This window comes from Pelagihabitans pacificus, assembly GCF_009371985.2.
GTDB classification, from domain to species: Bacteria; Bacteroidota; Bacteroidia; order Flavobacteriales; family Flavobacteriaceae; genus Pelagihabitans; species Pelagihabitans pacificus.
Window position 1 is genome coordinate 1054328 of sequence record NZ_VIKU02000001.1, and the last position, 14193, is coordinate 1068520.

The 14193-nt window shown below is 49.1% G+C and carries 10 protein-coding genes; 8 read left to right on the forward strand and 2 right to left on the reverse strand.

The genetic code is table 11. The annotated features are described in order from the left end of the window. The first annotated feature begins 77 nt into the window (after positions 1–77). The 3 genes from FK220_RS04655 to FK220_RS04665 all read left to right on the forward strand — a co-directional run bounded on the left by FK220_RS04655 (position 78) and on the right by FK220_RS04665 (position 3491). Positions 78–551, forward strand: a complete 474-nt coding sequence (locus tag FK220_RS04655; RefSeq protein WP_152573100.1) for a (2Fe-2S)-binding protein — start codon at positions 78–80, stop codon at positions 549–551. Between the two features lie 18 nt (positions 552–569). After that, positions 570–2744 (forward strand): xanthine dehydrogenase family protein molybdopterin-binding subunit, encoded by a 2175-nt coding sequence (locus FK220_RS04660; protein ID WP_152573101.1) that lies wholly within the window; start codon positions 570–572, stop codon positions 2742–2744. Positions 2745–3035: 291 nt separating this feature from the next. Continuing rightward, positions 3036–3491 carry a DUF1801 domain-containing protein gene (locus FK220_RS04665; RefSeq protein WP_152573102.1) on the forward strand — a complete coding sequence of 152 codons (456 nt, stop codon included), beginning with the start codon at positions 3036–3038 and terminating at the stop codon, positions 3489–3491. A gap of 44 nt (positions 3492–3535) precedes the next feature. Here FK220_RS04665 and FK220_RS04670 read toward each other — a convergent pair whose 3' ends face one another. Continuing rightward, positions 3536–6790, reverse strand: coding sequence for a VPS10 domain-containing protein (locus FK220_RS04670; RefSeq protein ID WP_152573103.1), 3255 nt, complete (start codon positions 6788–6790; stop codon positions 3536–3538). 146 nt (positions 6791–6936) lie between these two features. Between FK220_RS04670 and FK220_RS04675 the strand changes: the two genes are divergently transcribed. The 5 genes from FK220_RS04675 (at position 6937) to FK220_RS04695 (ending at position 11736) form a co-directional block, all read left to right on the forward strand. Then, the gene (locus FK220_RS04675) at positions 6937–8253 is read left to right on the forward strand and encodes a gluconate:H+ symporter (RefSeq protein WP_152573104.1); all 1317 of its coding nucleotides are present in this window, start codon (positions 6937–6939) and stop codon (positions 8251–8253) included. 56 nt (positions 8254–8309) lie between these two features. Beyond that, positions 8310–8777, forward strand: a complete 468-nt coding sequence (locus FK220_RS04680; protein WP_152573105.1) for a RidA family protein — start codon at positions 8310–8312, stop codon at positions 8775–8777. A 3-nt stretch (positions 8778–8780) separates the two neighbouring features. Then, positions 8781–9896: a D-TA family PLP-dependent enzyme gene (locus tag FK220_RS04685; RefSeq protein ID WP_238718895.1), complete on the forward strand. Its 1116-nt coding sequence runs from the start codon at positions 8781–8783 to the stop codon at positions 9894–9896. 1 nt (position 9897) lies between these two features. After that, positions 9898–10962: a dipeptidase gene (locus FK220_RS04690; protein WP_152573106.1), complete on the forward strand. Its 1065-nt coding sequence runs from the start codon at positions 9898–9900 to the stop codon at positions 10960–10962. Positions 10963–11070: 108 nt separating this feature from the next. Next, positions 11071–11736, forward strand: coding sequence for a hypothetical protein (locus tag FK220_RS04695; protein WP_152573107.1), 666 nt, complete (start codon positions 11071–11073; stop codon positions 11734–11736). A 106-nt stretch (positions 11737–11842) separates the two neighbouring features. Here the strand turns inward: FK220_RS04695 and FK220_RS04700 are convergent, their stop codons facing one another. Continuing rightward, the gene (locus FK220_RS04700; RefSeq protein ID WP_152573108.1) at positions 11843–14038 is read right to left on the reverse strand and encodes an acylase; all 2196 of its coding nucleotides are present in this window, start codon (positions 14036–14038) and stop codon (positions 11843–11845) included. Positions 14039–14193: the final 155 nt, after the last annotated feature.

The following is a 14193-nucleotide window of genomic DNA, read 5'->3' on the forward strand; positions in this document are numbered from 1 at the left end:
GCCCCGTTCAAAATAGTTGATTTATAGCTATTGCTCCCTTCTTTTTCTGTAACTTAACCCTAAAATAACACATTACAATGGCCACTTACACGCTAGATATTAACAATATCAAACATGAGGTCGACGTTTCGGAGGGCACCTCCCTGCTTTGGGTACTCCGTGAACATCTGGGCCTTACGGGCACTAAATATGGCTGTGGTATCGCCCAATGTGGGTCCTGTACCATCCATGTAGACGATACCCCCATGAAAGCATGCATCCTGCAGGTTGATACTGTTGCCGAAGGACAAAAAATCAAAACCATCGAGGGGCTGTCCGATGATGGGGACCATCCTGTCCAAAAGGCATGGATCGAGGCCCAAGCGCCACAATGTGGTTATTGCCAGTCCGGTCAGATCATGCAGGCAGTTGCCCTGTTGAAAGAAAATCCCAATCCGACACGGGAAGAAATCAAAACATACATGAACGGTATCCTCTGCCGTTGTGGTACCTATCTCCGCATCTTGGAAGCGATTGAACTAGCGGCTGGAGCAAAAATCCCGACAAACTAATCCTTATAAAGAAACGTTATGTCAATTACTTCAAAGCGCATCGACCGTCGGCAGTTTTTAAAATCCTCCAGTGGCGTGGCCCTTTTTATTGGGGTTTCCGGCATTTTACCTCAGTTGATTTCCTGTAAGGAACCAAAAAAACTTGCGGAACAGTTGGAGAAACATCGGCTGACCGCATGGGTGCAATTGACCGAAGCGGGAGAGCTGACCATTTACAATCCCGCCGCTGAAATGGGACAAGGGTCTATGACGTCCCTTCCGTTGATTTTTGCCGAAGAGATGGATGCCGACTGGTCTAAGGTAAAAGTCGAATTTTCACCGCAGGAGGCGGAAATCTATGGCGGTGAGGGATGGAGACCGGGCAGCAAACTTATGTTTACCGTAGGTAGTCGCACCACCAATAGTTATTATTCGACAATGCGAAAAGCAGGGGCACAGGCGCGTTATGTTCTGTTGACCGCCGCCGCCGATCACTGGGATGTTCCCCTTTCGGAATTGAGCGCTACCAACGGCCAAGTCGTTCATCAAAAAACAAATCGCGAAATAGGTTATGGCGCATTGGTCCCTTTTTTGAAGATGCCCGAGACCCTGCCCGATTTCGCGGAGGACCAGTTGAAAAATCCAAAGGATTTTCGATTGATCGGAAAAGAAATTGCCAGAACGGAAATCCCTGCAAAGGTAGATGGTACCGCCCAATTCGCTTGTGATATCCGTTTGCCCGAAATGGTTTACGGGGTGTTGGAACGTGGAAACCTTCACGGTGCCAAACCCGACTTGACCAATGAGGAGGAAATCCTGGCTATGGACGGCGTCTTGAAAATTGTCCCTTTCGATTATGCCATTGGTGTCATCGCCAAGACCCTCGAACAGGCCTTGGACGCCAAAAAACAGCTGCGAATCGATTGGAGCAAATCCCAAGCGTCGGGTTACAATTCCCAGCAAATCTACGCTGAATATCAAAAAATAGCAGACCGGCGACAAAAAGGTGAGGTCACGGTCGAAATCGGGGATGTGGGGAACGCGCTGCGCTCCGCGTCAAAAACCTATATGATCGATTTTAAAAACGACTATGTGTACCACGCGCAAATGGAACCACTAAATGCCGTAGTCCAAGTGGCAGAAGACCTACAAAGTGCCGAAGTTTGGGTTGGCAGCCAACAGGGACCCGATACCAAGCTGGGTGTACCCGGACTTTTGGGGATTCTACCCGAAAAAGTAACCGTTCATTTACAATATCTTGGGGGAGGGTTCGGACGAAGAAGTATGAACGATTTTGTGGAGGAATGCGCCGTATTGGCCATGGAAATGGCCCCTCGTCCCGTAAAACTGATATGGACCAGGAAAGATGATATTACGTACGGGACGTTTCGTCCGTTATCGCTACAACGCCTTCAGGCCACGGTGGATGCCACAGCTAACATTACCGGCTTGTCCCATTGTGTAGTCGGTGACGGGGGGAATCTAGTAGCCAGCGGAGCGCGAAACGATCATTACGATATTCCCAATCAATTGGTCGAATGGCGGGAGGCCACCCATGGAATTCGCCTCAAGCATTGGCGTTCCGTAGGCCATGGTCCTAACAAGTTTGCCATTGAATGTTTGTTGGATGAAGTCGCCATGGATCAAAAAATAGATCCTGTAGACTTGCGAAGAAAACTAATGGCCAAATCGCCCAAAGCATTGGCCACCTTGGAAAAGGCTGCCGAACTATCCGATTGGAACGGACCTGTTAAAGAGGGTCGGGCCAAGGGTGTGGCATTTGTAGAACATGGATCCTTAGGAACTGGTGTTTGCGAAATTTCGGTAGACCGGAATTCGGGAAAAATCAAGGTACATAACTTCTGGATTGCTTTGGATGCGGGAGTCATCGTTCAACCCGACAATGTAAAGGCCCAAATGGAAGGGGGCATCATCATGGGAATGAGCAGCGTGCTTAAGGAACAGATTACCATCGAAGATGGCAGAGTACAGCAGTCCAATTTTGACACATATCAATTACTTCGAATGCAAGACATTCCCGATCGTATCGAAACTGCCCTCATTGCATCCTACGACCACCCGGAAGGGGTGGGCGAAACGGCAACCCCCATGGTGGCCGGTGCCATTGCGAATGCTTTTTTACGGTTGACCGGGAAACGACTGCGTCATTTGCCTTTTACCCCCGAAAGGGTGTTGGAAGTTTTAAATAGTTAGTTGTAGAAAAGTCCGTTAGCCAAAAAGAAGCATCAATGTCACGCCGGGTTCGCCTGCACCAAGCAAGGCCGAAGTGTCAAAGCGCAATAAAAGGTCCTCGACACACTCGGACTGACAAAATAGCTTTGACATGGCACGATTGCATAAAGAATCACTTACATCGCTATAAACAATGCCTTTCACAAAGAACAGCCGGAAACGTCAAAGCGCAACACGGTCCCCGACCTGTCTGTCCCGGACAAAGCTTCAGGACTTGGACCAACAGGACACTATAAATTGGTCATTGGACAAATGAAAGCAAACCCTGCCTTATCGGCCTTTTTGGAACCTTATCCCCCATCGATTCGAGAGTTGACACTTCAATTGAGGACGTTTGTTCTGGACTCGGTTCCCGAAACGAATGAATTGCTATGGGATAATTACAATGCCGTTGCATTGGCTTATTCCAAGTCGGAGCGACTCCGTGACGCCTTTTGTCATATTGCAGTGTATGCAAAACATGTTAATTTCGGCTTTAATCGCGGTGCGGAACTATCGAGCGACTATCTTCCACTGCTTGGCAAGGGAAAACTCATCCGTCATATCAAGGTGAACCACTTTGACACCTTTCCACAAGAGGGAGTCCGCAAACTGTTATTAGATGCCGTTGCACGTTCCGAGCAGCTTCACCCTGAATTGGTTGATTGCAAATCGAACCCCAAAAGTATCGTAATGTCAATATCCGAAAAGAAAATACGGCCAAAATAATAGCGGCCGTATTTCATTAAATAAGACGATAAAGTCGACTGGTATCAATCTACTATGGGCGGGACACCGGCATCCAATAGCATTTTCTCCACCCTTGGTACATCGGTATCCAAAAATTGGCTCAGTTTCGATTCCAATCCTGCATACTGTTGTTTCGCCATTTCAAAACTTTCCATGTGCATCTTGGTCGGTCCGTAGGTATTCCCAAAATACCCTCTTTGAGCCACTCCCAAACGACTTTGCACCGTAGGGTCGTCTTTCTCCCCTACTTCGGCCTTGGCAGAATTACCGAATAGAGCGCCTTCAAGTTCGAACATCGCGGTTTTCAAATCGGCCACTTCCTTCTCCAAGGCCCCTGGAGCACTTTTCGCATATCGCAACGCATTGTCAAAGGCTTTTACCTTTTTTGTCGCCTTGCGAAAACGATGTTGAGTCACCGCCAGCTCTCTTCCAAAATCGATCAATCGATCGGTATAGTCGGAAATCTGTACTTCCAACGGATTTTCCAATACATTCTTACGGATCCGTTCCACCGTAAACGACTGCGAATCCCCTAGTTCGGTAACGGTTCCGTCGACCGATTTGTACAAACTCACGGTGTACGTTCCCGGGTCTACCATGATCGCTCTTCTAAACCTACGATTTTCCGGTTCTTCCGTCGAAGTATCCAATGTCATCTCCACGGGTTGGGTCAAATCCCAGGATACCTGTTGGAACCCTTTTTTCAGGGGACCGTTTACACGGGCAACCACTTGGCCTTCCCCATTTTTGACCACTAAAATAGCGGTCGGTTTTGTCTCATTTTTTTCAGCTTCGACGGTCTTCCATCCTGGAAAGGGAACATCGTTCCCAGTTCCTAATTTCTTCTCCCTATCCTTTCGTACCTCGGCCGTCGTCTTGTAATCGTCGGACAGGTAATAGTTGAACACCGCTCCATAAGGGGGATTGTCGGCCGTAAAGAAACTTCCGCCTTGACTAGCACTTCCCCCACGTATTTGGATGTACTGAAGGGCCTTTCTTGGCTTGAACAAGGTGGCTTCCTTTTTCAACATTTCTTCGGATACTTCCCGTAATAGGCTGTAGTCGTCAAAGACATAAAAACTTCTTCCGAAGGAGGCCCCGATCAAATCGTTTTCCCTTTTATGAATGGCCAGATCACGGAACGAGATGGTGGGGAGACCGTTTGAGAACTTGATCCATTTCCCTCCTTGATCAAAGGATACATAGATGCCATACTCCGTGGCCAAGAACAGTAGATTTTTGTTGACGTGGTCCTGCACCAACCGCCAAACCAGCGTTCCTTTAGGCAGCCCGTTGGTAATGGCCTTCCAGGTTTTGCCACCATTCACGGTTTTGTACAGATAGGGCGCGTAATCCCCAAATTTATGGTTGTCGAGCGCGACGTAAGCGGTATTCGCATCGTGCAAATCGGCCTTGATATCATTCACAAAGGCGGAGGCAGGAACGCCCGGCAATTGGGTTACATTGATGTTCGTCCAACTATCCCCTCCGTTCTTCGTATACTGGATATGTCCGTCATCGGTTCCTGCGTACAGGATATTTTCGTCCAGGGGCGACTCGGATAAAGAAGTAATGGTGTTATAGGTCGACATGGCATATACATCCCATACCGCATCCCAGCTTTGCCTTTTTCCCATGATGGGTAGTGTCAAGCGCTCCTGATTTTTGGTAAGGTCCGTGGAAATCGGTGTCCAGCTATCACCTCTATCATTCGAACGCCACACTCTTTGGGAGGCAAAATACAATCGCTTGGGATCGTGGTTGCTTACCAGAATGGGCGCATCCCAATTAAACCGTTCGTAATCCTCCCCTGGTTTCGATTGGGGTCGAATGTACACCGCTTCTCCGGTAGTACGGTCGATTCGGTGCAAATTTCCTTGCTGTGATTGGGCATACATCACATCGGGATTCCCTGGAGTCGTAGCAGGTTGATGCCCATCGCCGCCCAATAATACGAACCAGTCTTGGTTGGCAATACCACGGGTACTAAAAGTGCGTGAAGGTCCCCCCTGGGAATTGTTGTCCTGCGTACCGCCGTAGATATTGTAGAAGGGCTCCGCATCGTCTACGGCCAATTTGTAGAACTGGGTAATGGGCAGGTTGCCTACGAACTTCCAGGTTTTGGCGTCGTCGAAACTTTCGTAAATACCTCCATCGGTGCCCATCAACAAATAATTGGGGTCCTGCTTTTTGAAGGTGAGGGAATGGTTATCGCTATGCTTATCCTCCTCGGTGAGTGTCGAAAAGTTTTTTCCCCCGTCCTCGGAGACCAATACCCGGACGTTCATCAAGTAAATCTTGTCAAAAACATGGGGAGAGGCCACCAACTCCTGGTAGTAATGGGGGCCGGTAGCACCGGACACGGTATCGGACATTTTTTTCCAGCTGGCACCCCCGTCTTCGGAACGATACACGGCCCCGGTTCTTCGTTTTAGTTCAATGGCCGCGTAAAGCACATCAGGATTCATGGGTGACATCGCCAATCCTATTTTTCCCATATCCTCCTTTGGAAGGCCCGTTTCCAATTTTGTCCAGTTTTCACCCCCGTCGGTGCTTTTGTACAAAGCGGTTCCGGGACCCCCGCCCATGTAGGCGGCTACATTTCGATGTCGTTGCCAAGTGGCTGCATAGAGCACATCGGGGTTTCTGGGATCTATAAGCAAATCGGTAACGCCGGTCCATTCGTTACTTTCCAGGGTATTTTTCCACGTTTTGCCCCCATCGGTGGTTTTGTAAAGGCCCCGCTCACCCCCAGGGCTCCAGAGGGGCCCTTGGGCAGCGACCCAAACCACGTCCGGATCTTCGGGATGCACGATGATTTTCGAGATATGTTCCGATTTCTTCAGGCCCATATTCGTCCAGGTGTTGCCCCCATCCTCGCTTTTGTATAGCCCGTGGCCCACCCCAATATGACGGCCGCCGTTGTTCTCTCCCGTTCCCAACCAAATGGTATTGTGGTTATGGGGGTCAATAGTGACGCATCCGGTCGCGTAGAACGACTCCTTATCGGTCAGTGGTTTCCAAGTGGTACCGGCATTGGTGGTTTTCCACAAACCTCCTGAGGAAACCGCGGCATACCAGACATTTTCATTGGTAGGGTCAATGGCGATGTCCGATAACCGTCCCGACATGAAAGCCGGACCAACGCTTCGAAATTTTAATCCCGAAAAGGTTTTTTCGTTCCAAAGATCGGTTGATTCATCTTGGGAAAATCCCATTAATCCGTTTAGTAGGAGGGAAAGCAAGAATACATAAAAGGTATTTTTCTTCATTTTCATTTCTGTTAGAATTTTGATTTAGCCAGCCCTGAAATTACAAAAAAAAGGGTATCCGACGGAAAGGCTCGAAAGCCTTTTTAAGGTTCGTCAACGTCGCTCTATTTTACTATCTTAGGGGCTACAACCTATCCAATTTATAGCCAACAATGCCGCTCGCCATCGTAATCATTGGAATTATCCTCCTTTTTGTCCTAATCGCCCAATTCAAACTCAACGCCTTTATCGCCTTTATCATCGTCTCACTTTTTGTGGGTGTTGCGGAAGGGATGGAGGTCCTCAAGGTTGTCGATTCGATACAGACAGGTCTGGGCAAGACCTTGGGCGGGCTCATCATGATCTTAGGCCTGGGAGCCATGCTTGGAAAGTTGGTTGCCGACAGTGGGGCCGCGCAACGAATTACGACTCAGCTAGTGGATAAATTTGGGAAAAAGAACATTCAATGGGCTGTGGTGCTTACTGGTTTTATCGTAGGCATTCCCATGTTTTATACGGTGGGTTTTGTGATATTGGTACCCTTGGTTTTTACCGTAGCCGCTGCGACGGGACTTCCTTTGATCTATGTAGGCCTTCCCATGTTGGCATCGCTTTCGGTGACCCATGGCTACCTGCCGCCCCACCCTGCCCCGACAGGTATTGCCGTGATGTTCAAGGCCGATATTGGTAAAACGTTGCTATACGGAATCGTAGTTGCCATCCCGGCCATTATCATCGCAGGGCCTTTATTTTCAAGAACCATCAAAAAAATAAAGGCCACACCATTAAAGGAATTTTTAAATCCAAGGGTATTGACGGAAGAGGAGATGCCCGGAACCTTTATCAGTATTTTTACAGCCTTGTTACCCGTGATTTTGATTGGAATTGCGGCCATTTTCAAGGTATTGCTCCCCGAAGGAAGTACGATGGCCCAAGTTACCGGTATACTCGGCGACCCGGTCATTGCCATGTTACTCTCCGTTTTGGTCGCCATTTATACCTTGGGGCTGGCTCGCGGTAAAAATATGAAAGAGGTCATGGATTCGGTGTCCAGCGCGGTTGCGGGAATTACCATGGTATTGTTGATTATCGCCGGAGCCGGGGCCTTAAAGGAAGTATTGATCGACAGTGGGGTGAGTGACTATATCGGGAACATGCTCAAAGGGTCTACTATTTCCCCCTTGATTTTGGCTTGGTTGATTGCTACCGTCATCCGGGTCTGTGTCGGTTCCGCTACGGTGGCAGGTTTGACGGCGGCGGGAATAGCGGCACCCTTATTGGCAAATTCGGGTGTAAGCCCAGAATTGATGGTCCTTGCCATTGGTTCGGGAAGTTTGATGCTCTCCCATGTAAACGACGGGGGCTTTTGGCTCTATAAGGAATATTTCAACCTTTCGGTCAAGGATACCCTTCGTACGTGGACCGTGATGGAAACCACGGTCGGGGTGATGGGGTTATTGGGGGTGTTGGTGTTGGATATATTTCTTTGAAAAGGATAAAAAAAGTAGTGTATTGTTAAAAATTACGTACTATAAAATGCTAAAAAATGAATAGTAAACCTTCGGAAAGAATCAAGGAATTGGGATTGGTACTTCCACCGGCCCCACCACCGGCCGGCTTGTACAAACCCGTTTTGGTGGTCGATAATTTTCTCTATGTTTCAGGTCAGGGGCCCATGCGCAACGACGGTACCCTGTATACCGGTCGCGTGGGTGACGACCTGGGCTTGGAACAGGGGAAAGAGGCGGCCCGTCAAGTAGCGTTGACCATGTTGGCAACGATTACCACCCATTTTGGGGATGTGGATCGAATTAAACGGTTGGTAAAAACCTTGGGAATGGTGAATTGTACCCCCAATTTTGGAGACCAACCACTGGTCATCAACGGTTATAGCGAATTAATGTCCGACGTCTTCGGTCCCGATGATGGAGTCGGGGTCCGAAGTGCCGTAGGCATGATGCTCCCCAGTCAAGTGGCCGTAGAAATCGAGGCCATGTTCGAACTTCACACCTAAAATATGATGTCAGACACTAACTGGTATGCCCTAAAGGATACCTCCAACGTCAATTCCCCTTCTCTACTGGTATATCCCGAACGTATCGAGGAAAACATCCGGACAATGATTTCAATGGCAGGTGGCTACTCCATGCTACGCCCCCATATCAAGACCCACAAAATGGCCCAAATCGTACAGATGCAGCAACGCCATGGTATTCAAAAATTCAAGTGTGCCACCATCGCCGAAGCAGAGCTATTGGGCAGGTGCAAGGCCGAAGACGTATTATTGGCCATGCAGCCTGTGGGGTCGAACATCCAGCGTTTTTTTCAATTAATGGCTACCTTTCCCAGCACACAGTTCGCTACCTTGGTCGATAACCAACATACGTTGGGAGAGATTGGGGAGGCCGCTGCTGCAGAAAGCAAAATCGCCTTCCTGTATCTCGATATCAACAACGGCATGAACCGGACCGGATGCCTACCGGACGCCGAGGCCGTACGACTATATCGTGCCATGGAAGAACACCCCCATATCGTGGCGAAGGGTTTGCATGTGTACGACGGTCATATCCGGGACAGCGATATCGAAGAACGCAGCCGACGTTGTAATGCCGCATTTGATCAAATACTAAAGCTCAAGGAGGCCATCAAAAAAGACGGGGTCATAGTTCCCAATTTAGTTGCTGGAGGGTCGCCCTCCTTTCCCATTCATAGCAAGCGACCTTCGGTGGAGGCTAGCCCTGGCACCACCTTATTATGGGATGCCCGGTATGGGGACCTTTTCCCCGACATGCATTTTTTACATGCGGCCGTGCTGTTCATAAGAATCATCAGCAAACCCACCGAAGACACCCTATGCTTTGACCTTGGCCATAAATCGGTTGCCCCTGAAATGGATTTTCCCCGGGTACGTATTTTAGGTTTGGAAGACAGCGAACAAATCGGACAGAGCGAAGAGCACCTCGTCGTAAGAAGCACTAGGGCCAATGAGTTTGAAGTAGGTGACGCATTTTATGCCATCCCGATGCATATATGTCCGACGGTGGCCAAGTACGAGGAGGTACTCACCGTCACCGATGGGGCCGTCACCGGTTCTTGGAAAGTAGCGGCCAGAAATCAAAGAATCACGATTTGACATGTTCCTATTCGATGCCCATTTAGACCTTGCCATGAACGCCATGGAATGGAACCGCGACCTCCGCTGGTCGGTCGAGGCCATTCGACAGCATGAACAGGGAATGACCGATAAACCTGATCGTGGCCACAATACCGTTTCCTTTGAAGCCATGCGCAAAGGCAATATCGGGCTCTGCATGGCTACCCAAATTGCGCGCTACGTAAAACCGGAAAGTACTCTTCCAGGTTGGAAATCTCCCCACCAGGCCTGGGCACAAACCCAGGGACAACTGGCATGGTACCGAGCGATGGAAGCGGAAGGGGAGCTGACACAAATCACGAACAGCGAACAATTGGAGACCCATTTGCGGGCTTGGAAAAAAAGCCCTGATACCCAACCGATCGGTTATATCTTGACCTTGGAGGGTGCCGACAGTATCGTCGACCTGGGCTATCTCGAAAAATCCTATCAAGAAGGCCTCCGAGCTATTGGTCCGGCCCACTACGGCCCGGGAACTTATGCCCATGGCACCAACTCGGTCGGGGGTATCGGCAGCAAGGGAAAAGCGCTTTTGAAAGAAATTGAACGCTTTAACCTCATCCTGGACGCCACCCATTTATGCGACCAGAGTTTTTGGGAAACCATGAACGTGTACCACGGGCCCGTTTGGGCCAGCCACAATAACTGCCGGGCTTTGGTAGATCACAATCGCCAATTTTCGGACGAACAGTTTAAGGAACTCATTGCACGAAACGCGGTCATCGGAGTGGCTCTGGATGCCTGGATGATGGTTGCCCACTGGCAGAAGGGGGTTTCTACCCCAAAGGGCATGGGGCTAACCTTGGAACATATGATCGACCATATCGACCATATCTGTCAGCTGGCAGGCAACGCCGACCATGTGGGTATCGGTACCGATTTGGACGGTGGTTTCGGGAAGGAGCAATGCCCTTCGGATATCGATACGATTGCCGACCTACAAAAAATTCCGCCCTTGCTTTCCAAAAGAGGCTGTTCCGAACAAGACATCCTCAAAATTATGCACGGAAACTTCATTGCCTTTCTACAACGAACGTGGTCGTAAAGCATCGGAAAACTCTGATTATCCTCCCATTTATCGAATTTAACAGCGATTTAAGTGCCCGTGGCAGGGTATTTGTTAATTTTATAAACCAAAACGATAATCAAGGTGATGCGACCTTTACGCTTCTTTTTAGTTTTCTCCCTACTCCCTTTTCTAGGAGCGGCGCAGACGGATATCCCGACTGCGAAACCCCTGAAAATCGAGGCCGCCAATAAATTGGACACCAAAGGGAAGGAACAAAAAGGGACACCGCTTAAAATACCTTCGGTAGTGGGGGATGCCCCGGAAATTAATCTAGAAGACCCCAATGCCAGAAAACCGGTCAAGATGTTGCCTGATCGCAAGTTGGTGCAAGCAGGTACCGGAATGAAAATCGACCCCAAAGTGGGGCCTCGAAATGCCAAGGAAGGTTCCTCGGATTTTTTTGGGAATATGTATCTAGGAGACGTCAAGAACAACGGAAAGTTTGTGGGCATCGTATGTCGAGATCACGAATACGTGGATGGCGATCGGGTCAAAATCGTCCATAACGATAGGGTTATAGATCCGAACACGTTGCTCACAGGCAGTTTCAAAGGCATTAACGTCGATTTGGAAGTAGGCTTCAACCGGCTTGATTTTGTCGCCCTGAACGAGGGTTCTTCCTCTCCCAATACCGCACAGGTGGACGTCTATGACGATCAGGGAAATCTTATCTACTCGAACAAGTGGCTCCTTTCCTCCGGATCAAAGGCGACCTTGATCATCACAAAGGAAGCAGAAGAAGAAGAATAATCGGTTGGCGCACCTCATCGCCATTTAGCTTGCCCAATAGGTGTCTTCCCCCTAACCGACCCGGGATTTTCAAATGATTCAATTGCGGTGTTGAAACATGAATCAACTAGTTTCTCTTTCCCGGTCGATAGGTTTCATTAGCGCGCTTTTGCACATCCTCTTGGTAGTATGCCACCTCTTTCCAATCCACATCGGCATACCGTTGGATCTGATCATCAAAATGCGGCGAATCGGAGTCCCCGCTCTGTCCGCCCGCCAAAATGCTTTTTGCCTTAACCCTATCCCCAAACTCCACAACCGCCGCAAAACTATTGCCTCGGGTGCCATAGATTTTTTTGGTGTCGTTATCGTAGCGGGCGCCATAGGCCGCCAAGGCTCCCCAACGACCGGAGGCAAAACCGATGGGAATACTGGGCTTGCTATCGTCAAAGGCCTGACGGATATCGCCGTTCAGGCGTTGGTAACGGTTTACCTCCCCCCAGGGCATTTCCCAAGTGCCAAAATCGGCTGTTAGTTGGGCGATCACCTCCTCAAAAATTCGGATACGTTCCCCTTGGGGCGAATCACTTCCGAAATAGGTAATCAACTCCATACCACCCATGCCCTCGGGTCGTATCGCCCGTTGCCCCATGGCGGTGCCATAATAATGCGCCAAGGTCATCGCTACCGATTCCTTGGAGGTCGTATAATCCCATGAATCCAAAAGCATTATCGGTTCACGTACTATGGGATTTTTATCGTCATACAGGTTGTAGGCCTTGATCAATCCCGGAATCAAGGCTTTGAAGGCAGGCAAATACGGGTCGTGGGCCAATTGAATCAGACTGTCAATGGTGTACCCACTTCTATCTTTTAACAATCCGATGGCGTGTACCCCCCGGAAGTTTTCCTGGTCGCGGGACATGTAGTAGGGATAGTTTTCCCTTTTTGGACTAAACTCCAAAGCGGCGGTATAGGGGGTAGAATTGCAATTCTGTATCCATCCGTTTTCAGGGTTCAGGAGTAGAATGTTTTCATCGACCGTGTGTAGGCCCTGCCAATCGGTCTTTGGGTTGCTCCCATCAACGGGTTTTGAATAATCGAAGGAAACATCACGTTTCGGAACAAAATTACCATGGAAATAGGCAATGTTCCCCTCAGCATCGGCATAAACGGTATTGTTGGAGGAGTTGGTACGGATGTCCATCATCTCACGAAATCCCTTGTACCCATCCTGTTTGGTACGGATAAAAGATTGTTCCAAGGCTTTTACCGGATCCCACATCATCGCGGAGGCCGTCCATTGGCCCTCCTCCAAATGGGTGATGGGCCCATGGTGGGTATGGTAGGCCGGAACGGTTTTTTCCTTGAGGTCGTCACCCTCACTATATTTCAAAGTAATTTCGGAAGTCTCCACCGGACGTAGTTCCTCTCCGTATTGATACAGCAATTTTCCATCGATATTCATAACGGTTTCCTTAAACTCATCCATCACATCGGTATAGGTACTAGTATGCATCCAACCGGTTTTTTCATTGAATCCCTGATAGACGAAAAACTGCCCCCAGGTCACGGCCCCGTAGGCATTCAAGCCTTCCTCACTGACCACATGTACCTCCCCCCGAAAATAAAAGGACGTATGCGGATTAATGAGCAACATCGCATCACCAGACTGTGTTAGTTTTCCGGAAATGGCGATGCCGTTCGACCCCTGGGGCTCGGCCATTTCCGCTTCTTTTTTCATTTCCATCTCCTGGGCCTCCGGAATTTCCATGTCACTTTCATAGAACGCCTTTATTTTTTGGGTGGAAATCCGTTCAATATCCCCTCCAATGGAACCTTCGCTAAAATACATCGGCATCCAGGGCTCGAAACGCGTCAGTAGTTTTGGCCGTACCTCGGGATGGGTATGGAGGTAGTAATTGATTCCATCGGCAAAAGCGTCACAGAGTTTTTTGAGCCATTCCGGACTCTTATCGTATTTGGTCCTTGCCTCCTCCTCGGTCATAAACAATTTGGCGCGAAGGTCGCTATACAGGGCTTCTTCCCCTTCGACCTCGGCCAATCGGCCCGTGGCCCAGATATAGTTTTGTTCCACCCGATTAAAATCGTCCTCGCATTGGGCATAGAGCAGTCCAAAAACGGCATCGGCATCGGTCTTTCCATAGATGTGGGGTATCCCAAAATCATCCCGGATGATCGTGACCTGCTCGGCCTGAGCCTGCCAACGATCTTTCTCTGTTTGGACTACTGCTCGTTCCTTACAGGAGAGAAAGTTTCCGACCATTACTACAACCACTAAATAAATACATCCTTGTTTCATAAGCACCCCTGGTATTCGCTTGGATGGTCGAAAAAAGCTGCCTTAGCTTTTTGTCCCACGTATTCCAAACTTAATTTAGTGTTTAAATATAGATCTTATTCCCCGATAAGGGTAGCTGTCCATGGGATTCGCCGTTGAAATTCGATGCACTTTTT

Bases quoted from the DNA above. Each gene is read 5' to 3' on its own strand.
- FK220_RS04660 (WP_152573101.1), top strand. From the start codon at position 570: ATGTCAATTACTTCAAAGCGCATCGACCGTCGGCAGTTTTTAAAATCC.
- FK220_RS04685 (WP_238718895.1), top strand. From the start codon at position 8,781: ATGATGTCAGACACTAACTGGTATGCCCTAAAGGATACCTCCAACGTC.
- FK220_RS04675 (WP_152573104.1), top strand. From the start codon at position 6,937: ATGCCGCTCGCCATCGTAATCATTGGAATTATCCTCCTTTTTGTCCTA.
- FK220_RS04670 (WP_152573103.1), bottom strand. From the start codon at position 6,790: ATGAAAATGAAGAAAAATACCTTTTATGTATTCTTGCTTTCCCTCCTA.
- FK220_RS04655 (WP_152573100.1), top strand. From the start codon at position 78: ATGGCCACTTACACGCTAGATATTAACAATATCAAACATGAGGTCGAC.
- FK220_RS04665 (WP_152573102.1), top strand. From the start codon at position 3,036: ATGAAAGCAAACCCTGCCTTATCGGCCTTTTTGGAACCTTATCCCCCA.
- FK220_RS04680 (WP_152573105.1), top strand. From the start codon at position 8,310: ATGAATAGTAAACCTTCGGAAAGAATCAAGGAATTGGGATTGGTACTT.
- FK220_RS04690 (WP_152573106.1), top strand. From the start codon at position 9,898: ATGTTCCTATTCGATGCCCATTTAGACCTTGCCATGAACGCCATGGAA.
- FK220_RS04695 (WP_152573107.1), top strand. From the start codon at position 11,071: ATGCGACCTTTACGCTTCTTTTTAGTTTTCTCCCTACTCCCTTTTCTA.
- FK220_RS04700 (WP_152573108.1), bottom strand. From the start codon at position 14,038: ATGAAACAAGGATGTATTTATTTAGTGGTTGTAGTAATGGTCGGAAAC.